Source organism: Bacillus sp. X1(2014), assembly GCF_007678255.1.
In genome coordinates, this window is record NZ_VEED01000011.1 from 154028 (window position 1) to 174106 (window position 20079).

The following is a 20079-nucleotide window of genomic DNA, read 5'->3' on the forward strand; positions in this document are numbered from 1 at the left end:
GCTGTGTTAAAAGCAATTGTTGATTTTGCCACTCTGTTGATTGGATCGGAAGGCGCGAAGACTCCTGCGGGAGGACGGGGCAGGGGAGACCCCGCAGGAGCGCAGCGACGAGGAGGCTCCCCGGACGCCCGCGGAAAGCGCAGCGCCTGGAGAGGAAATCAACAGACTAGTTTAACAAAGCCTAATAATAACTAATCGCTTGACTTCCAAACTGTTTCCATCCCTCAACAAATGATTTGATCGGGCGCTTTTTATTCTTCGTTCCATCTAATGGATCATTAAAATAAACATATTTGGAATCATAACCAGTAATCACAACCGAATGTTCTTTATAGGTAATCCGAACCGTTCCATGTGAGGTATACCATGTTTGCCAATACGAATTTGGAACACGGCTGAACCAGCTCGTATTAATAATCCAGACCGGATGGCCAGCACTTACGTAACTTAAAATCGGTTCAAATGGCTTACCGGTCAAGTTTTTGATCCGATTCGGTTTATATCGTTCTGCTAAAGCTTCAATCGGCTTATTAAAAACACCTAACCCTGGTTTATTAAAGGTATACATGTTGCCGACAAACCCATAATTGGGATGGCCAAAGTAAATTTTACCGTTTTTTCGTTTCATGGTAGCTGGGTCCTTTTTCACTTGTTTGGCGAGTGTCATTTTATTTGCTTTGGTACCAGAATAATTCAACATCATCGCTAAACTCGTCACTTCACACCCACGCGGCAACTCAGGCATTTGACGAATGACCGACACATTCAATTTCTGCTTTTTCAGCTTAGGCTGTGACTTAACAATCACTTTTCTCACTAGACTTTTATTTTTGGCCTGATCGACAGCGTATACTTCGATGACGGTTTGTTTTTTTTGCTGTGGAATCGGAAAAGAATAATTCCCGTTTTTATCTGCTGCTTTCTTTAAGTAATATTTTGAGTTCCTTTTTACATATACGATTGAATTTGCCTCTGCCTTCCCTTTAATCGTAAAAGATTTATTGGTCAGATTATTTATCGTAGGCATTTTTGGCGGCGTTTTATCAATCGCAATGGCTGCCTCTGCCTTACCCGAATTTGCTGCCAATAGCAGCAAAACAAACAAAGATACGATCCATTTGATTCTCTTCATCTCTTGTCAACCCTTCCTATTAGAATGATGTAAAAAAGCTAGGGGTGGATGCTCCCTAGCTAAGACGATAAACTTACATGCTTACACTAAGATCGGTAATATATTTACTAGCGACATATCCAACTCTTCCACCTATATCAACAACATAGTAATCTTTATCCCTTTTGAAAAAATAGTAATCTTGATTTTTATTAATATAGGCAATGACCTTACCTGAAGTGGATTTGTCGACAACAGGTGTTTTCTCCTTCATCTTAATGATACCGATTTGGGGAAGATTGGCAGCCCAGCCGCTTACCGTTGCTTTCTTTAAGGCAACCACCGATTTCTTTTCAATATAACCGGTTCCCTTTCCAAATTTGACTCCAAACCACGTACCCTTCCTAGAGATAATTTTCAGAGTTTGGTATTTTTTCAATGTTCCAATCGCGGCTGATTTGCTGTTATTTTGATAGATGGTTACATCTGCTTTACTCTTAAAATATGGAGCTGACGCCTTCGCTTTATGATTCTTATTAACAATTGCCGCTACACCAGCAATCACCTTTTGTGACTTCTCATAGGAAATACCTCTTGTCATAATCGCTAATACGTAAGGGTTTTTGTCGTACACAATGGCCACATCGTTATAAATTCTATCCATTGGAATCATCCCTACCTTGTGGGCCACAGCTGTGCCCTTAATCCCGCGCGGTATCGTTGTATTATAGACGGTCTTTTTCAGATAGCTGACAAGTTCTTTGCCTAGCGGGCTTTTATTAGAAAATTGATAGAGCCTTTTCGCATAAATCGTTAAATCTTTTGCGGAAGTTAAATTTTGCCCATTCGGATAGGCATACTTGCCGCCAACGCTTTTCATATATTTAATAAAATTTTGTTGTCCGACTCGTTCCTTTAACATGATAAAGGCAATATTATCACTATAAATCATCGCTTTTTTGACCAAATCTCGAATCGTGTATGACGTCCCAACCTTAGCTTTTTGAATGACGCCACTGCCGCCATAGTAATGATAGCTCTTGTATTTCAGCTTCTGATTTAAATTGATCTTGCCTTTAGCTACTTGCTCCATAATATAGAGTGCAAGCGGCAGTTTAATCGTACTTGCCGCACGGCTAGAGGTCTTCCCTTTAATTTGAAACGTTTCCCCTGTAACCAAATCCTGATACTGGAGCGTAACCAGACCGCCAGATTTTTTTATGTACTTGTTTAGTTCAACCGATACCTTCTTAGAAAAATCCTGATGCGCTGTTAATTCTGCAGCACTAGCCTGTTGGCTCGGTATAATCATGGAAAATACGAAAATAGCAATAATTATTCCTAGTAAAAAACGTCCCGCCTTCAACTCTTTCCCCATCCTTCACAATATTCTAACAATATACTAATTTTAACAAGAATATCCATATTTTTATATACTTTTCAGAAAATGATTTTCATTTCAAACAGATGGAACTACCATAGAAGTGAATAAAAATGCACACGTAAATTCATCTATATGAATTACGTGTGCATAGGCCTTGCTTAGTATAGATAAGCAGTATAACTTAGACCATCAAATGTATAGTAAACCTTACAATACCTATAGTAACTAAAGGAGTTACAGTGACTTTCTTTGTTGCACATGTATTTCCTGCTTTATCCTGAGCAGTGACTGAAAGAACTTTGCCTGCTTTTTGTTTGGAAATCTTAACAATATTACAAGGGCAGGAACGAACTTGGAAGATCCTTTTAACTGAGGTACAACAAGAACAAGGTTATGATCAAGCAACACAGCCTGGTTCGGACAATTTATATCTATTGTAACGACCTTTACTCTGGCACACAGCATCACCTTTAACCATGCAGTATTAGGTTTGAACACGTTACCTTCTGGTTTTGTTGAAGCAACGATCTCCTTTAGTAATTTTTTCGTGGCTTTAGAGAATATTTTCCACAAGGAGATTAAACACCGCTAGGGTATCACATTTCTCTTAGTTTGATTCATGGGCTTGGGTTTGCTAGTATCCTAAAGGAAATGGAAATAGCGAAAATTCATCTTGCTGTTGCATTAGTTAATTTTAACCTGGGTATTGAAGCGGTGCAGTTAGCAATTGTTCTTTTTTCTAGTGCCATTACTTACTTGTATAACCTAAAGAGTTCGCGCAGGATTGTCCAAATGGGTTCATTGATAATATTTATTTTAGGAGCAATTTGGCTGGTGGAACGAATCTTTTCATAATATAAAAAATCCCTGAAACTTTTTCAGGGATTTTTCTTGCTGCTTATTTCTTTACTGTTACTTTAGCAGTTTTACTTACATTGCCAGCTTTGTCGATTGCTACGACTTCAACCACTTTGCCAGCTTTTTGTTTTTTGATTGAGACCGAGAACTTGCCATATTTGTCTGTCGTTTTAGAACCAATCACTTTGCCGCTCACTTTAACAACGACATTTGAATAGGCTTCTGCTTTACCGGTTATTTTGGTAGTTTTCACCGTTATTTTATCTACAGAAGGTGTGCTTGGAGCTTTTTTATCAATTGCAAATTTGACAGTTGTTTTGTTTCCAGCAGCATCAAATACCACTAATGTGTAGCTTCCATCAGTCTTCACTACTGTTTTCGTTGGAATAGCTCTTCCATTTAATAAAGCTTTACCTTCATTAAAGTATATGGTTACATCCTTTTTGTAAAGTCCGTTGTTAGCAACGCCTGTTACGACTGGAGCTTTTTTATCAATCGTAAATTTCACAGTTGTTTTGTTACCAGCAGCATCTGTTACTACTAGTGTGTGGACTCCTTCAGTTGCAACGAGTGTTCCACTTCTAAAAGTTTTACCATCTAACGTTGCAGTTCCTTCGTTAAATTTAACAACTACATTCTTATTGTAGATTCCATTATTAACTACACCGCTAACTACTGGAGCGATTTTATCAAGAACTAATACTCTTGTTGTTTCACTCTTATTACCTGATGGATCAGTCACAACTACAATTAAACCAGTACCTGCAGTTTGAACTGGTATGGATACCGAGAATTTACCATTTACATCGGTCTTTGCGGTGCCTAGAACACCTCTCCAACTAGTTACAGTAACTGTAGAACCAGCTTCAGCAGTTCCAGATACCACTTTATCTTTGTTACTTACTGCATTTACGACAGCTTTATTCGGAGCAATCACGTCAAGAACGAATGTAGATCCAATTGGACTTAAGTTGAATGATAAATCAACAGAGAATGCGAATAACGGAGTACCTTCTTTAAGTGGTGCCATTAATGGAACACTGAAATTACCGTTTTCATCAGCTGTTAAGTGTACCTTCAAATTGAATCCATTTGTAATATAGACATGTGTTCCTGGTTCTGCACCATGACCTTTAATTTCAGTAGACATATTAGTAACTGGGTCAAAAACAGGAGCATTTGGATCAGTTATATCTTTAACCGCTAAGCGAACTTCTTTTATGTTAAGTGCTTTATCGGTAATAGTAACGACAACTTCAGTTCCTGCTTTTTGAACTGGAATGTCTACAGAGAAGCTTCCATCTTCAGCAGCAGTAGTTGTTTTACTAACCTCACCTGCAGTTACTGCAACAGTTGCACCTGCTTCAGTTTTACCAGTGACAGCTGTTGATTGATCTGTTACTTCATTTATATCAGCAGTAACTTGTTCATCAAGGATAATTCTTCCTTCAATACCTGCAGTGATTGGACCTTCAATTGATTTAACATAGTCAACTAAGGCATCTAAGTCAGTTGTCCAAACCTTACGTTCTTTACCTTGTTTAAGGATTGTGAATCCATCTCCGCCATCAGCCATAAAGTTATTTACTGATACAGTATACTCTGCAGCTGGGTCAATTTTAGAACCATCTGGAAGGAAGATGTCTACAACTTTTTGTCCAAGTGGCAATTTATCAGACCAAGTGTATTTTAAGCCAGAAATTTGCATAATCCGGTAACGGTCTGCTTGGAATTGTTGATTGATTAATGTTCTTACTTGATCTCCAGTAATCTTTAAGCTAACTACATCATTACCAAATGGTTGAACGGCGAATAAGTCACCCCAAGTAACGTCTCCAGCCTTTTTGATTTCATCACGAACGCCACCGATATTCATAAATGCAAACTGAGTACCAGTTTTAGCACGCATACTGTCGGCAATTAGGTTACCCATTGGAGCTTCGCCTGCTTTGTTTTGCGTACGTGAAATAGGTGCAGTTACAGTTCCTACAACTTGTTGTGTTTGTGGAGCAATATCTGCTTGATACTTGTCGAGTTCTGCCTTAATTTTTGCATCAGGTGTAATGTCGTCTCTGAACGTTGATGCTACTTCAGCTGTTTTTGAAACAATATCTTTCGTTACTGGGTCAATTGTAAGGTCAACATCAGAGAATGCTGTACCATAGGAATAAGATTGAACTAATAATTTTCCATCAACAGTCGAGTTTAAGTATTTATGGTCATGAGCACCATAGATTACGTCAACTTCATCATCAATGGCACTAGCCATGTCGACAACTTTACCTGTTGGATTCGTTCCATTTGTTGCTGATGTACCAGGATCATGGGCAAGAACTACAATAGATTCTACACCTTGTCCTTTTAACTCAGCCGCATATTTATTGATTGCTTCGACTTCGTCAGTGAATTTTACACCTGCCACACCGCTTGCAGTTACGATACTTGGTGTTTCAGTGGTAACAACACCGATGAAACCAATCTTAACGCCATCAACCTCTTTAATGGCATATGGTGGTAAAATTAATTCACCCGTTTTTTCATCCTCAACGTTGGCTACTACATAATCAAAATTGGCACCTTCAAATGCACCATATTTCGTTTCTGTTTTAGGATGAGCACCACCATTGATTAAACGTTTCATTTCTGCTACGCCTTCATCAAATTCATGGTTACCGATTGTACCAACATCAATACCAATTTCGTTCATGAAACGAATTGTTGGCTCATCTTGTAAAAGCGCAGAAACCGGACGGCTTGCACCTACTAAGTCTCCCGCTTGTAACATTAACGTGTTAGCAGGATTTGTTGCTTCTCTTTGTTTTAGATAGGCAGCTAGGTATTCAATACCACCCATAACCTTTCCTGTTGCCTTATCTGTGGTTGAATAATCTAATTGACCATGGAAGTCATTGATTCCTAATAATTGAACATGTACATTTTGGTTTAATTCGTAAAGTTCGTATCCTGCTTTAGTTGTTGATGCACCCAGGTCAGTTACCTCTGGCTGTTGTCCAAGGTATGCCTTAGCATCCGGAGCAGAGTGGAAGACAACCTTTGCTACTCCGCCAATCGGTGCAATCTTCCAGTTGTTATCTGCAACAGGACTGATGTTACCTTTTGCACTGATATAATCCATAAGGATTTGACGGTTTTCGAATGGAGAATCCACAACAGGTTTTAAATTCTTCAATTCCGCTAGACCGCCGCTTCCGCCAGCACGATAGTTATTTGTTGCAATGATGAATTTTTGGTCCATCTTAACAGGAGTTCCATCCATCATTCTGAGGTTCACAACGCGCTCACCTTTTGGCTTCGTCACATCAATGTCGTATTTCACACCATCAATGACATCATAATTGTAAGGGCGGAAATCGTAATCAAGTAAATCTTGCGGTTCTGCATTATTCGGGTCAATTGTATTGAATTGTTTCGCTGACTCTTCAATCCATCTCTTTACTTGATCGCCTGTAACTTCAAGAGCCTTTAATGTGTTATCGAATAAGTATAAGTCCGCTGCACTCTTAATAGTAACATCGCCTTTAGCAATGTTTGTATAATCGGCTACGCCGCCGCGGCCGCCTTTAAATGGAGCTGCTGCTGCAAGGACTGGATAATCCTTATATTCTGTGTTCGCAATCGCCTTTTTCACATAATCCATTTGCGCTGCGTTAACAATTTGTGTGGAAGCGTCATCCATGACACGGGTAAAGAAGCTATGCATTGGAATCTCTGTCGTACCAATTTTTCCACGTACATAGGCAAGTGTTTGGTCATGAACAGCCTGTGCATCACTAACAATTGTCGCGTCTGATGCAGTATCAGCAGAAACTGGACGGTTAACCGATTTAGAATTAGCCTTATCAACAGTCCACTTGCCATTTGCATCTTGTACAAGTGCTAGGTCAAGGACACCTAGGTTATTTCCCCAGAAGCCAGCTTCAACCGCTTGAACTCCATTGATAGTACCTTTAGTGTTATCAATTCCATCCTTGCCTGTAAATGATGCATCTCCAGGGAAGTTTACGTGTGCATGTCCGAAAAGCATTGCATCAATGCCAGGTACCTTTGTTAAATCATAAACAGCATTTTCCGCTGCTTCTTGACCTTCTGCAGCAATATCACAGCCTGAGTGTGCAACGGCAACAATGACATCTGCACCTTCCGCTTTCATCTGAGGGATAAATTTATTCGCTTGGGCAACAATATCTTTTGTAATGACATTCCCAGTTAAGTTATCTTTATCCCACTGCATGATTTGCGGTGGTGCAAAGCCGATCACCCCGACCTTAATTGTGGACACATTACCAGCGCTGTCCTTAATCGTTTTATTAATAATTTGGTATGGTGTAAAGTAGTTAACATCATTATCAGGGTTAGTATCATGGTCATCTTTATAAATGTTAGCGTTTACAATTGGAAACTGAACTTCTTCCTGAACATCTTTTAAATAGGCTAATCCATAGTTGAATTCATGGTTCCCAACAATACCTGCATCATATTTTAAATAGTTCATTGCCTTATAAATAGGATGAGTATCATTTGGTCCAAGTTTATTTACTTTTGCTACATAACTTGCAAGTGGATTTCCTTGAATCGTATCACCTGCGTCAAATAGCATAGAGTTGTCTACTTCAGATCTAGCTTGTTTGATTAATGTTGCTGTTTTTGCTAAACCATAATTTGTTACAGGTGCATCTTTGAAATAATCGTACGGCAATACATTAGAATGCAGGTCCGTAGTTTCCAAGATTCGTAGTGTAGCCGTATTCCCTGTTCCTTCAGCTTTTGCAGCCTGTGGGAAAATATTCAATGGAACAGTAGTAAGCGCTAATGCTGTTGCTAGAGAAGTATTAAGCATTCGTCTTTTCATGCTTCTTTTTATCTGTCTCTTCACACTTTTTCCGCCCTTCGACAAAATAAATAGTATTGCATGACTATTCTACTAATTTTTTCAAAAGAATAATAGGTATTTGTTAAAAAATTTATCAAATAATATAAAAAATTTTTTCCATTTCGAGAAATTTGTTAAATGAAGTATAGGAAAAAATTTTTACCAGAAAATCCAGCTAAAAATATGTAAGTTTTTCAAATAAATGTATTAAATTTCGATAAAATCTGCTAATCTATTATATGGTTTAAAATTTCGTTTTGGAGGAAAAATAGATGAGAGCTGAGAAGAAAACAAAGAAAAAGAATACATGGCTCCGCGTTACTGGAATAGTTTTATTAGTTCTAATAATTGGAATTGGGGCTTATGCCTATTCAGTATATAGATCATTAACGACTGCAGTAGAAACAATGCATCATCCAATTGATCGAGTTAAATCAGACAAACGTGTTGAAGAAGTATCATTACAAAACAAACAACCTTTTTCTGTATTACTCTTGGGCGTGGACCAGCGTAAAGGTGATAAAGGCCGTTCAGATACAATAATTGTACTTTCTGTCAACCCTAAATTGAATTCTGTAAAGATGCTTAGTATCCCGCGTGATACACGCACTGAAATTGTAGGTAAAGGAACGCAGGATAAAATTAACCATGCCTACGCTTTTGGTAATGAGGAAATGGCGATGAACACTGTGGAAAACTTTTTGGACATCCCAATAGATTATTTCGTAAAGGTCAACATGGAAGGTTTTAAAGATATCGTTGATGCGGTTGGCGGTATAACCGTTGACAATGATTTAGATTTTTCTCAAGGTGGTTACCATTTTCCAAAGGGTCAGGTGACTTTGGATGGCAAAAAGGCATTAGCCTTTACTCGTATGCGCCATGAGGATCCTCGCGGCGATTTTGGAAGACAATTACGTCAACGTGAAATTATTCAAGGTGTCTTAAGTGAGGGAGCAAGTCTCTCTTCACTTACAAAATATCAGGATATTTTTGCAGCACTTGGCAGTAACGTTAGAACGAACCTAACCTTTGATCAAATGATGGACATTCAGAAGAATTACAGAAGTGCGGCGGGTAACGTCGATCAAATGACCATAAAAGGTAAAGGGACAAAAATCAATGGAATTTATTATTACGTTGTTCCGGATAACGAAAAACAACGAATTCAAACAGAATTGAAAACACAATTGGAAACTAATTAAGTTAAAAACCCTCGGTCTATGATTTTAGACCGAGGGTTTTTTAACTTATTTAGTAATTAACTCATTTATCTCATACCAATATTCATTTCCTAATGAATCGCGATATTCGATCAAATAGTAATACCAAGAAGATTTCGAAGGCTTGGTATAGACAATCGTATTCGAACCAGACTTCACCGTATATTGCTTTTGCGCAACTTGCGAACTGCCTTCATAGTTATACACATGAACGGTAGCCGTAATCTGCTGCGAAGTGTTTATTTTCAGCTGTAATTGATCGTTATAAATTTGATCGGAAGCTAAGTGAAAGCCAAAACTATGTGAAACTAACCATGCTGGGTTACCTATTGAAGTCATTTTCCCTTTAACAGACTTTTGCCCGAAGGCATTCTTAGCGGTGATGACATAATAATAAGTGTCATCCTTTTCATCGCCGCTAAGCCAGCTAAAATATTGGCTGCCTTCATTTACCGTTTTATCTTGTTCAATGGTTTTAATCTTTTGATTCGATTGATTATAAATTTCAATTGTTACATTTGCTGCCCGTGATAGTTTGTAATGTACCTCACTGCCTTCACCTGGATAGAACATGACGACAGCAGGATAACTTATTTCGATTTTATTAAGCGCGACATGGACATTTCCCGAGTAGATTTGAGTGATATTATACTTATCAACGACTTTAATTTTAAACTGATATAGACCATCGTTAAGCTGGTTGTTGGTATCATCCGTCCCATTCCATGTAAACGAGTGCTGCCCCGCTAATTCGGCTGCATCTGTTTTAATAGTAGACAGGCGTTTACCGTTTTGATAAATTCCAATTGTCACCTTTCCAGGCTTGTTTAAGGTATAGCCGATGGTTATGGTTCCTTTTGTTTTTAAATAATAATCTTTCCCCGTCGCAATAGAAGGCACACGCCAGTCCTGCAAGATCAGCGAAGCGCTGTTCATCTTAGTTAAATTCCCAGCCAAATCCTTTAACTGAACGAAGTACCGATAATTCCCTTCAGGTACCAGTTGATTTTTATCATTTTTCCCATTCCAACTGGCGGTGATTGTACCAGGGTTGGCTTTTTTGTTAATCAATTTCTTAATGATGGTCCCTTTTTCATTGACGACAGAAACGACCATATAACTGGTTTCTTTTATATTCACTTTTATGGTGTTAGTAGTTTTTGTATTCATTTTAAAGAGTGTGGATGAAAGCGTGATTTTCCCTGTTGGCCGGACACTGTCTACTTTTATCTGAACCTTTTTTGATTTTCCTTTTTTATTGTGGCTATCTGTAAATGACCATACGACCTGGTATGTCCCATCCTTCACTAGACGCCCTTTGGTTGTTTTCCCATTCCATGCTAGTGAATGTTTTCCGGCTGCAATGGTTTTTTTGGAAAGAATCTTCTTTACCGTTTTACCAGACTTATCCGTCACAATAGCAGATACCTTCACTTTTTGTGTCAACTCATAAGGAATGGTAACCTTTCCACTTACATTCGGAGAGTAGGAGTAGGTGCCTGACACCAAAATGGCTGGTTTCGTATGATTAACCACCTTCATCACCGTGCTTTTATAAAAGCTGTCGGAACCTTTGCTGATTTTCACTTCTACTTTATAGGACCCCGTCGAAACAAACTTTTTATTTGTTGATGTTCCATCCCAAGATACGGATATTTTTGCTCCTGTTGAGGTTTTATTAGATAGTATTTTCCTGACCGTTTTTCCGTGTGCATCTTTAATTGATAAAGAAACTTTGGTTTTACTTGTGGTTTTAAAAGAAAATGCTGCTTTGTTTTTCCCTGTCATGGTATAGGTTTTCGGAGCCGTGATGGTGGATATTGGGGCAGGTGTATTAGAAAGAGCCTTATATGCATCAATTCTTCCATACCCGTAATCCTCATCCCATCCCTTGCTGCCGAGGTCAATTGTCGACTTTTTAAGAATCGTTTCAACCTGGCTGGCACTTAAAAATGTGTTCTTTGCCCGGACGAGCGCAGCAATTCCTGATACCATCGGTGCAGCCATGGATGTCCCGTCATAAGAAGCATATGTGCTTCCCGCTATCGATGAATAAATATCCACCCCTGGAGCAGCAAGGTCAATATAATTTCCATAGTTTGAAAAGCTGGCAATTCGATCGTTTCGATCAGTTGCGCTTACACCCAACACACCTTCAGATGCGGCAGGATACATCGGAAAAAATGTACTAGAATTACCGGCGGCAGCCACGAGGACGACACCTTTTGATTTAGCATATTTTGTAGCAGACTCTAGTAAATAACTATAACTATCATCACCGAGGCTCATATTGATAACATCTGCGTGGTGGGCAACGGCATAATAAATGGCTCGGATGACTGTATCCGCACTTGCCTGATTTCCTTGAAAAACGTTAATTGGCATAATCTTTACATCTGGAGCAATCCCAGCGATTCCAAACTTATTAAAACTTGCAGCGATAATGCCAGCTACATGTGTAGCATGTTCATCGGGATCATAACTGGAAGAACCATTTACCGCATTATAGGGGCTGACAATTTTTCCTTTTAGGTCTGGGTGATCCTTCTGAACCCCGCCATCGATTACTGCAACGGAAATTTTCGAAGACCCCTTTGTTTTGTCCCATGCTTTTGGCAGTTGGAGTTTAGTAAGGTACCATTGCCGGCTATAGCTCGGCTCTTTGGATACATATGTCTTTTTGTATTTGTAGTTTGGCTCTACTAATAGCACTTGTTTATTCGTTAATAACTGTTTCGCAATCGCGGCTAAATTCGCACCGGGAGTGACTTTAACTAAGGAGAAATCCTTGCCATCTAACGGAGTTTCTTCTCTTATATCTACTTGTTTAAGCAAGTCCTCGCGTGCTGTTTGTGTTGTATCGGGCGCAAATTTGACGATTAGCTCTTCGGCAATATATTCCGCCTTCTCCTTAAACAAGGCATCTGGATCAATTTTCTTTGGATGGGCATTGATCCCATCGGCACTTGCATCCGAAGACATAAAAAGTAAGCTGAGCACCATCAAGCTCAGTGAGTAAATAAATTTCACTAGTTATCCCCCATTATATTTCTCGTAAAATGTCATTCTATTTTATTAATCTATTCTATCATTTTGTAGGTAGATTAGGGTGCATTGAAAGTAATATTATTTAATCTGAAAAGAGGAAATCGGCGATTTGCTGATTTCCTCTATAGGGGTAAAATTTAATAAACTTTTTTTGATTATTTAATTGTTAAAGTTCCATCTTCATCAGAAGTATTATAAGCATTTAGTCCAGATTTTGTGCCGAGATGAAATTCAACTTTCCCCTTTCCTCTATTAATATAGCGGATATAATATTTACCAGCTTTGTATGTATGCCATGCAACTGGTTTTCCAAAGTACTTTCTCATTTGACTAGCTGTCACTTTGGTAGAAACCCATTTATCAATCAAAACAACCTTTTGCCCTGATGTAATTTTGGTGTAGGAACTTCCATAAAAGAAACCGTAAGCTGCATTTTTTGTACTATAGAAAAGATATGCTTCAGACTGGCTTACCTTCCCTTTTTGTTTCTTTTTAAGTGTTTTGTAGGTCAAGTTAACATTCCCATATACCCCTTTTAACTTTCCTTTCTTAGCTAGCGCAGCAAATTCCTTATTGACATACGTACTAGCGGATGTAGTGTTTGGCTTTACTGTTGCAAACAAAAGAACAAAAGCCATCACTATTAATGTAATTCGAATCAATTTACCCATATCCTAACCCCCAAAAAATACCATTTTTATAATATTATACTATATTCAGGAATTGATTAAAATACTCGGAAACCTTCAAACCTTCTATTAAAAACTTGTAAATTTATTCTTTAAGTATTGTAAAATAATTCCAAAATACACAATCGTCCACCACTCGTGGACATAATAGTAGTTTTGTCCACGAGTGGTGCCTGACACCCTATAAAAAACTGAATGACACCTTATTATAACGGAATTGTCATGAAACTAGTAAGCTATTGAAATATTTATGTAATATTATTGTGGTAACTTTTATATAACAGTAGAAAGGGGTTTTAGTTTATGAAGAAATTCCTCGTCATGTTTGGTTTGGCAGGTATGATATTATTTGGAAGTAATCACGGCGCATCAGCAGCATCCAATACATATAAAGTTAAGAGTGGCGATTCACTTTATCGTATTGCAAAAACATATAAAATCTCGGTAAATACATTAAAAAAATGGAATAACCTTAAATCAAATACAATTCACCCAAATCAAAAGTTAAAGATATCTGGCACGACGGCTAGTAAACCTGTTAAGAAAGCAAAAACTACTACAACGAGCTCAAAGAAGCAAAAAGTTGTAAAAACAATTACTGTTAGCGCTACTGCCTATACAGCAAATTGTAAGAATTGTTCTGGTATCACGGCTTTAGGTTTAAACCTAAAGAAAAATCCAAAACTTAAAGTAATCTCTGTTGACCCAAAAGTCATCAAGCTTGGTACAAAGGTTTATGTTGAAGGATATGGCTACGCGATCGCCGGTGACACTGGCGGTGCGATTAAAGGGAAAAAGATTGATATCTTCGTTCCTTCTTATAAGAAAGCCATTCAATGGGGAAGAAAAACAGTGAAGGTTCAAATACTAAAATAATTAAAAACTAAGTCCCAAGGGAATTTATTCTCTTGGGACTTTTTTGATTTAAGTTGATAGGTTATTTTTACATTACTTCTACAAAACTTATAAAAAACAGCACCCTATCATGATTGATTAGGTGCTGGCTTTTACATTTATTTAACTGTAACAATCATTTCTGCACTTATATTTTTTGCAGCATCTGTCGAAGTTATGATTAAACTAGTATTGCTTAATTGAGGTTTAATAACAACTTTGAATTTCCCATATTGATCAGCAATTCCAGTTCCTATTACAGTGGTACCTACTTTAATCGTAATAGTTGACTTTGCTTCCGCTGTCCCAGTGATTTCCGTTGTAGTGTTATCAGGAACAGTGATTACATTTGGTGCTACTGGTGCTTTTTTATCAATTGTAAACACCACGGTGCGCTTATTGCCAACCGCATCTTTTACCACTAATGTGTGCTTTCCGTCTGTTTTAACCACTGTTTTAGTTCTAACTGCTTTTCCATCTAGTGTCGCGGTTCCTTCATTAAAGGAGATGGTGACATCTTTGTTATAGAGAGCATTATTGCTGACACCTGAAACCACTGGAGCGGTTTTATCAATGGTAAACACGACGGTAGTTTTGTTGCCGGCCGCATCAGTTAACACAACTGTATGCTTACCTTCTGTTTTAACAACTGTTTTTGTTTTCACTGCCCTACGATCGATTGTCGCTTTACCTTCTTTAAAGGAGACCGTAACATCCCGGTTGTATTTAGCGTTATTGGTGACTCCGCTTACGATTGGAGCAGTTTTGTCCTTTACAACCACTGTTTTCGTTTTACTGATGTTCCCCGATTTATCCTTGGCTGATAAATATAGTTTTTTGCCAGCCTTCTGTTTCGGAATCGTTACTTTAAATTTCCCTTTTGAATCTGCTTTTTTTGTGTATTTTTTTGAGCCAATTTTAACTGTTACAGTTGCTCCCTTTTCTGTTACGCCAGACACTTCTTTTGATTTGTCTGAAACAGTACTAACGGTTGGGAAAGTTGGAGCTTTGATATCGATATTTTTGTAGTATGGAGCTGCTAGTTGATTAAAGGTCTTACTTGATCTAGTAATGACCACTTTCGCCCCGATCTTTACCTTGCTGTATAATTCAACTACCTCTTTATTATGCATTCGGATACATCCACCCGAGATATATTTCCCAATCGAACTTTCATCACTATTCCCGTGAATTGCATACGGATAGCCGCCGTTTTCTTGTTTACTTAACCCCAACCAGCGTTTTCCAAGTGGATTGCGAGGATCGCCGCCAGGAATATTATGTTTATAATAAGGTCTATTTTTAATCTTTTCCCTTATGTAAAAAGTTCCTTCAGGTGTAAGTTTAGATGTTCTGCCTGTTGCAACATTGTATGTTTTTACTAATTTACCATTCTCATAAAATGCTAGTTTATTAATCTTTTTGTTTATAATAATTAATTGTTTCTTTGATATAGTGCTAGCCTCAGCCTGTTGTGCATTCGGAAAAATCGAAAACCCTAAGCATAAAATAATAAATCCAATTAGAAAACGTCTAACCACAAATGAACCCCCCTGTAATTTCCATTTATTACTACAATATTACAATATTACTACAATACCATAATTAATGTTTTAATAGAAACAGATAAACCTTATATTTATTTCGGCAATTTATTACAAATTTCTCAAATCATATGTCGACAAAAAGAACCATTAAAAGTGTTTTACACAGACCAATATAGCTACATAGTTCGAGTTATCTTGATGCTACCACTACAGTTATCTCGTCATTTCTCGGGAAATAACAGCATTTTTCTTATTGACTGACACCCTTCTTATTAAACATTTAGAAAAAATTGGAGAAAATATGGATTTTATGTATCCCTTTGTAGTAGGATAGTAATAGTTTCAAACTATCCTAGAATTATTGGAGGGCAGCAAGATGCTGACTACCGCCCAACAAAAAGTGAAGCAGGAACTGGAAGAATTGCAACTTAAAGCCTTTATCCATCCTAATGATAAAACAGTGTCTCCTAGTAAAAGACACTCATCTAAAAAGAGAATCATATTAATAACGGGATTCATCCTATTGATGGTCACTTGCTCACTCTTTTTAAAAAACTTTTGGACTCAAAAGGAACTAGGGATAACCTCCTATTTAACGAAAGTTTATGACTATAACCACCAAAGTGAAACAATACTGAATAACTTTTTGAATGGTACTCTTGGTAATTTAGCTCAAAGTTTAGCAGAACAAGAAAATCTTTTAGTTAAAGTAAAGAACCTAAAGACACCATCTAACTTTCAAGAACACCAACAGGATTTAATAGCTGTAATCCAACACCGTCTAGACATGATGAAATATCTAAAAGGCCCCATACATTCCGACCAGATTCAATTAAGTCAATCTTTAATCGAACTCCGTGTGAAGCAGGAATTAGCTGCTGATAGTTTAATCAAAGGTTTTAAGCAGGGAAAAATAAAGTATAAACAAAAAGAAAATGGGACCGTTCAATACTGGATAAACTCCAAATCCTATTCTCTAAAAAATTAAAAGAAAAGAGGCCGCCGTAATTTACCGGGAGCCTCTTTCCTTTTATTCTACCTTTTGCGACAAGCCCTCCAACTGCTCTTCCTCAACTGTCACAATCTGTTGCAAAGATGGTTTTTGATGTATTTTTTCAAAAATAACAAGACACACGTGTACCAGTAATATACCCAACGTGAAATATTCCACTGCATAATCGATATAGTACCATGAGAGTGTCGCCGTTATGTCATATACTGCATGGACAATAACTGTCAACCAAAGGTTCCGCGTCCATAATAAAATTATTCCAAACAAAAATCCCATATTGGCGAAGGTTACGATCGCCCCAATTCGAATCGCCAATGGCTGTTCGGTATCGAGCGTATGGTCAATCCCGAATAGAATAGAAGTGATAAACAATGCAGCCATAAGGAATACATCCCTTGATCCCCTCTCCCAGCGCCGTGGAAACACCTTTTTAAAAACTAGAAGCAGTAGAATCATATAAGCAAGCCGCCAAACTTCTTCCAGGCCAGCCAATAGATCATTATAAATATCCGTACCAATCGAATCTATTTTTTCAAAAAGGTCCCCAATCCTTTGCTCTTGAAAGGCAGGAACTTCCGGTTCATCCACTTCAAAGACTTGCGACTCCGTGTAATCTTGAACATATTGATTATAATCATCGTTAAAATCTTCAAAGGTGAGACTAGAATAGACATTAACAAATGTGCTTCCCAGAAAAAAGAGCAAAAAAGCTCCAGTGAATTGAAGCATATACTGGCGCGGGCTTTTTAAGTGAGCCTGCTTACCTCTTAGTCTAGGATAAAGCTTCAAGCCGATAAAAATTGAGGATACCATGACCGCATCATATAATGTACTGGCCAAGGAGCTGTAACGGGTGAGATAGAGGAGAATTTCCGCACCAAATGTGACAATAAGCATGGCAAATAGTAGTTTTTTTGAAATCAGTTTGGTTAAATTTGTTGTCATCCCTATCATTCCCTCCTAAAAGTTTCGTGGAGAAATCTGTTTCCCCCTTACCTGCCTAAAATTTTTACAGCAATAATTCCAAATGCATTCATAAAAAGCAGGAATAAGAAACAGAAAAACGTCCACTTCCCTTTTCTCGACACGAAATGATCCCCTCATTTTTTCAAAATTATATTAGTAATAATTTAGCATATTAATAGTTAATATTCACCCCTATAATCTTTCCAAAGCTAAGAAAATTATTGTGATTTTTAATGTCAAGCGTACATATGATTGTACAAGCAATCGATTAATCTAAATAGTTAGGAGTCTTGTTAAATGAAACGTCTTATTCCTATCATTATCTTAATCGCAGTTCTCTATCTTTTATCAGCCACAAATCCTAAACGATCTGCCTATATTGACTGGGTTAACCACAAAACCATGGATAAATCCTCGAGCCTGATCGAAAAAGGAGTCTTATCCTTAGCAGGAGAATCCATTTTTGATGCAGGAACCACACAGAAGGACTATTTTTTATTCTCCATCTACAAAACTGACTTTTCTGAAGTAGGATTTGGTAAAGTTACTTCAATTGGCATATTAAATAAATTTATTACAATTAAAAGTTCTGAATGACAAAGAATATAAAAAGAGACCAAATGTTGTGGACTTACTCCCTCGTTTGGTCTTTTTTCGTTTATTCAACTTCTTCCACTTGAAAAACTGGTACCCGGACGGATTCGCCATTTTCGTTGATAATATCTTCATAGCTATTAAACATTCCAATGACTGTATAATTTTGATAGACGATGAAATCGGTCTCTCCCTTTAATAACGCATACGTTTTCTCCCATTGTCCTGTGCTATCATTAAAGGTTTCTGTTAAGGTAACCAACGCTCCGCCATTTTGTAAGGTATCAGCGAAGGCGGTAAAGCGAACTTTTTTTCCAAAATAGTTTGCTATATCTTTGACTTCAATATCAACATAATCTATTTTAATTTCAGTAAACTGATATTGACCCTTACCATCAGGTTCGAAAAAAGCAATCTCTCCCTCGCCCTCCCCAACCGGATTATTGACGACTAAAACATGATTTGGGCCAATCGTTAACTGATCGGCTTCCACATCGAGGATTTTCACCATTGACCCAGATCGGACTTCATAAGCCAAATAATGATGCTTCCGCTCTGATGACTTTGCATCAATATAAAGAACTGGATAATCAGAAGGACTCAAACTGCTTTGAATAACGAGCTTATTGATGACGGGAGCCCCTTCGACCGATCCCTCTGTTACTGACATCGCTTCTTCACCCGTTAACCTTCCATAATAAATACCGCCGTCAGTGGAGATTGCAGCAACAACGCTATCTGCCCCCCACTTGTTGCTTGCCTTCACCATCGTCGAAAACTCTTTTTCAGGGTATAAACGCTCCAAGACACGAATAGGTTCATATTTATCCCATGCAAGATTTGCCTTCACAATTAATTCTGCTGTATCCTCCAACGGTTTTAATGCTTCATATATACTGATTGCATTCTTGTATTTATTGGCAGCTGTAAGACTTTCCGCTTTGGCTAATACCTCAGAAGTTGCTTCCTCGATATAAGAAAATACATCAGTACCGTTCATGTTTGCCTCTAACTTTTTGATGGCACTTGCTGATTCTGCAAATGCGCTAAAATCCTTTTTATCAATCGCAGCTGTTAAAATCTTTAACAGGTTTTTATCAAGTGCTTGTTCAAGCCAGTCAGAATCCATCGACAATACCCTGAGTGCACTGAATTGTCTGTTCCCCTCGTCTACAATCCCTGAAACAGATTTGGTTGCAGCCATTTTATTTATCTTCGCTTCGTAATACTTTTGGAAGGCAGTTTGGATTTTAGTTGTTTTTGCGATTAAGCCCTTGCCGTAGTATTCGGTTGGAATCTTATTGAGGAGGTTGAAAATCCTCTCCTCTTCAGAAATACCATTCACAGCATTATCCTCTAATTTATCAAGATTCGACTTCTTAATCGTAGAAAAATACCCCTTCATATCCTTATCCAACTGCGTCAGTGCAGCCATTTCTCTATACATATCCTTTTGGACGCTGGTGCCTGACACCCATTTTTTCTGACTTTCCTGCCAGCGCTCATACATCGAAATTATGTTGTCGAGGTCGTTTTCTTCATTATATTCTGCAGCTTTTTCATCGATATCTTCCATGACTTCCCGAATCGGTGACAGAATCGATAGCATTAAATTGATGTCTTTATTATGGTAGGAGACAGAAACGTTAAGTTTGGCCTCATGAAACTTTTCCTCTGCCGCTACTAATTGACCTGCCTTATATAATCGAACTGCTTCATTGTAGGTGGCAATTTTTTGATGGGCCATGATGATTTTTGCGCTAACAAGTACAATCAAAATAACAAGGACTAGCAGGAAGAAGTTCCTGGACATATTTACTTTTCGATAAACGGTAAATTTAAACATGATAATAGTAGATCCT

16 protein-coding genes are annotated in these 20079 nt (G+C 37.9%); 8 read left to right on the forward strand and 8 right to left on the reverse strand.

Annotation, left to right across the window (positions count from 1 at the left end):
- Nucleotides 1-3: 3 nt before the first annotated feature.
- Nucleotides 4-195: a hypothetical protein gene (locus FS608_RS30875; RefSeq protein WP_260871745.1), complete on the forward strand. Its 192-nt coding sequence runs from the start codon at nucleotides 4-6 to the stop codon at nucleotides 193-195.
- On the opposite strand, the gene FS608_RS19610 is transcribed toward FS608_RS30875, so the two are convergent.
- Both FS608_RS19610 and FS608_RS19615 read right to left on the reverse strand, forming a co-directional pair.
- A complete protein-coding gene (locus FS608_RS19610; protein WP_144554166.1) occupies nucleotides 182-1132 on the reverse strand; it encodes a C39 family peptidase in 951 nt (316 codons plus the stop codon). The two genes, FS608_RS30875 and FS608_RS19610, sit on opposite strands and share 14 nt — an antisense overlap.
- 73 nt (nucleotides 1133-1205) lie before the next feature.
- Nucleotides 1206-2423 (reverse strand): serine hydrolase, encoded by a 1218-nt coding sequence (locus FS608_RS19615; protein ID WP_222127382.1) that lies wholly within the window; start codon nucleotides 2421-2423, stop codon nucleotides 1206-1208.
- Between the two features lie 386 nt (nucleotides 2424-2809).
- Here FS608_RS19615 and FS608_RS31360 point away from each other — a divergent pair, with 386 nt between their 5' ends.
- From FS608_RS31360 to FS608_RS19625, 3 genes are read left to right on the forward strand one after another with little or no spacing between them, the layout of a single operon-like run.
- Nucleotides 2810-2935 carry a hypothetical protein gene (locus FS608_RS31360; RefSeq protein ID WP_260871746.1) on the forward strand — a complete coding sequence of 42 codons (126 nt, stop codon included), beginning with the start codon at nucleotides 2810-2812 and terminating at the stop codon, nucleotides 2933-2935.
- A 23-nt stretch (nucleotides 2936-2958) separates the two neighbouring features.
- Nucleotides 2959-3087, forward strand: a complete 129-nt coding sequence (locus tag FS608_RS31800) for a hypothetical protein (protein ID WP_395947795.1) — start codon at nucleotides 2959-2961, stop codon at nucleotides 3085-3087.
- 59 nt (nucleotides 3088-3146) lie between these two features.
- Nucleotides 3147-3350, forward strand: a complete 204-nt coding sequence (locus FS608_RS19625) for a hypothetical protein (RefSeq protein WP_144554170.1) — start codon at nucleotides 3147-3149, stop codon at nucleotides 3348-3350.
- A 43-nt stretch (nucleotides 3351-3393) separates the two neighbouring features.
- Here FS608_RS19625 and FS608_RS19630 read toward each other — a convergent pair whose 3' ends face one another.
- Complete coding sequence (locus FS608_RS19630; protein WP_483861892.1) at nucleotides 3394-8223, reverse strand: bifunctional 2',3'-cyclic-nucleotide 2'-phosphodiesterase/3'-nucleotidase; 4830 nt, start codon at nucleotides 8221-8223, stop codon at nucleotides 3394-3396.
- A gap of 293 nt (nucleotides 8224-8516) precedes the next feature.
- Between FS608_RS19630 and tagU the strand changes: the two genes are divergently transcribed.
- Complete coding sequence (gene tagU, locus FS608_RS19635; RefSeq protein ID WP_144554175.1) at nucleotides 8517-9449, forward strand: polyisoprenyl-teichoic acid--peptidoglycan teichoic acid transferase TagU; 933 nt, start codon at nucleotides 8517-8519, stop codon at nucleotides 9447-9449.
- Nucleotides 9450-9494: 45 nt separating this feature from the next.
- Here tagU and FS608_RS19640 read toward each other — a convergent pair whose 3' ends face one another.
- Both FS608_RS19640 and FS608_RS19645 read right to left on the reverse strand, forming a co-directional pair.
- Nucleotides 9495-12497 carry a S8 family serine peptidase gene (locus FS608_RS19640; RefSeq protein ID WP_144554177.1) on the reverse strand — a complete coding sequence of 1001 codons (3003 nt, stop codon included), beginning with the start codon at nucleotides 12495-12497 and terminating at the stop codon, nucleotides 9495-9497.
- A gap of 173 nt (nucleotides 12498-12670) precedes the next feature.
- Nucleotides 12671-13186: a hypothetical protein gene (locus FS608_RS19645; RefSeq protein WP_144554179.1), complete on the reverse strand. Its 516-nt coding sequence runs from the start codon at nucleotides 13184-13186 to the stop codon at nucleotides 12671-12673.
- Nucleotides 13187-13507: 321 nt separating this feature from the next.
- Here FS608_RS19645 and FS608_RS19650 point away from each other — a divergent pair, with 321 nt between their 5' ends.
- Nucleotides 13508-14080 (forward strand): 3D domain-containing protein, encoded by a 573-nt coding sequence (locus FS608_RS19650; RefSeq protein ID WP_144554181.1) that lies wholly within the window; start codon nucleotides 13508-13510, stop codon nucleotides 14078-14080.
- A 137-nt stretch (nucleotides 14081-14217) separates the two neighbouring features.
- On the opposite strand, the gene FS608_RS19655 is transcribed toward FS608_RS19650, so the two are convergent.
- The gene (locus FS608_RS19655) at nucleotides 14218-15639 is read right to left on the reverse strand and encodes an Ig-like domain-containing protein (protein WP_144554183.1); all 1422 of its coding nucleotides are present in this window, start codon (nucleotides 15637-15639) and stop codon (nucleotides 14218-14220) included.
- Between the two features lie 382 nt (nucleotides 15640-16021).
- Here FS608_RS19655 and FS608_RS19660 point away from each other — a divergent pair, with 382 nt between their 5' ends.
- Nucleotides 16022-16633 carry a hypothetical protein gene (locus FS608_RS19660; RefSeq protein WP_144554185.1) on the forward strand — a complete coding sequence of 204 codons (612 nt, stop codon included), beginning with the start codon at nucleotides 16022-16024 and terminating at the stop codon, nucleotides 16631-16633.
- Between the two features lie 42 nt (nucleotides 16634-16675).
- On the opposite strand, the gene FS608_RS19665 is transcribed toward FS608_RS19660, so the two are convergent.
- On the reverse strand, nucleotides 16676-17602 hold the full coding sequence (locus tag FS608_RS19665) for a CPBP family intramembrane glutamic endopeptidase (RefSeq protein ID WP_186328824.1): 927 nt from the start codon (nucleotides 17600-17602) through the stop codon (nucleotides 16676-16678).
- Between the two features lie 318 nt (nucleotides 17603-17920).
- Here FS608_RS19665 and FS608_RS19670 point away from each other — a divergent pair, with 318 nt between their 5' ends.
- Nucleotides 17921-18220 (forward strand): DUF4359 domain-containing protein, encoded by a 300-nt coding sequence (locus FS608_RS19670; RefSeq protein ID WP_144554190.1) that lies wholly within the window; start codon nucleotides 17921-17923, stop codon nucleotides 18218-18220.
- A gap of 61 nt (nucleotides 18221-18281) precedes the next feature.
- Here FS608_RS19670 and FS608_RS19675 read toward each other — a convergent pair whose 3' ends face one another.
- Nucleotides 18282-20063: a hypothetical protein gene (locus FS608_RS19675; RefSeq protein ID WP_144554192.1), complete on the reverse strand. Its 1782-nt coding sequence runs from the start codon at nucleotides 20061-20063 to the stop codon at nucleotides 18282-18284.
- Nucleotides 20064-20079 lie beyond the last annotated feature (16 nt).

What these genes read in the sequence shown, in the direction of transcription:
- FS608_RS19625 (WP_144554170.1), top strand. Translation starts at nt 3,147, where the DNA reads ATGGAAATAGCGAAAATTCATCTTGCTGTTGCATTAGTTAATTTTAAC.
- FS608_RS19675 (WP_144554192.1), bottom strand. Translation starts at nt 20,063, where the DNA reads ATGTTTAAATTTACCGTTTATCGAAAAGTAAATATGTCCAGGAACTTC.
- FS608_RS19630 (WP_483861892.1), bottom strand. Translation starts at nt 8,223, where the DNA reads ATGAAAAGACGAATGCTTAATACTTCTCTAGCAACAGCATTAGCGCTT.
- FS608_RS19615 (WP_222127382.1), bottom strand. Translation starts at nt 2,423, where the DNA reads ATGATTATACCGAGCCAACAGGCTAGTGCTGCAGAATTAACAGCGCAT.
- FS608_RS19645 (WP_144554179.1), bottom strand. Translation starts at nt 13,186, where the DNA reads ATGGGTAAATTGATTCGAATTACATTAATAGTGATGGCTTTTGTTCTT.
- FS608_RS19665 (WP_186328824.1), bottom strand. Translation starts at nt 17,602, where the DNA reads ATGACAACAAATTTAACCAAACTGATTTCAAAAAAACTACTATTTGCC.
- FS608_RS19660 (WP_144554185.1), top strand. Translation starts at nt 16,022, where the DNA reads ATGCTGACTACCGCCCAACAAAAAGTGAAGCAGGAACTGGAAGAATTG.
- tagU (WP_144554175.1), top strand. Translation starts at nt 8,517, where the DNA reads ATGAGAGCTGAGAAGAAAACAAAGAAAAAGAATACATGGCTCCGCGTT.
- FS608_RS19670 (WP_144554190.1), top strand. Translation starts at nt 17,921, where the DNA reads ATGAAACGTCTTATTCCTATCATTATCTTAATCGCAGTTCTCTATCTT.
- FS608_RS19610 (WP_144554166.1), bottom strand. Translation starts at nt 1,132, where the DNA reads ATGAAGAGAATCAAATGGATCGTATCTTTGTTTGTTTTGCTGCTATTG.
- FS608_RS19650 (WP_144554181.1), top strand. Translation starts at nt 13,508, where the DNA reads ATGAAGAAATTCCTCGTCATGTTTGGTTTGGCAGGTATGATATTATTT.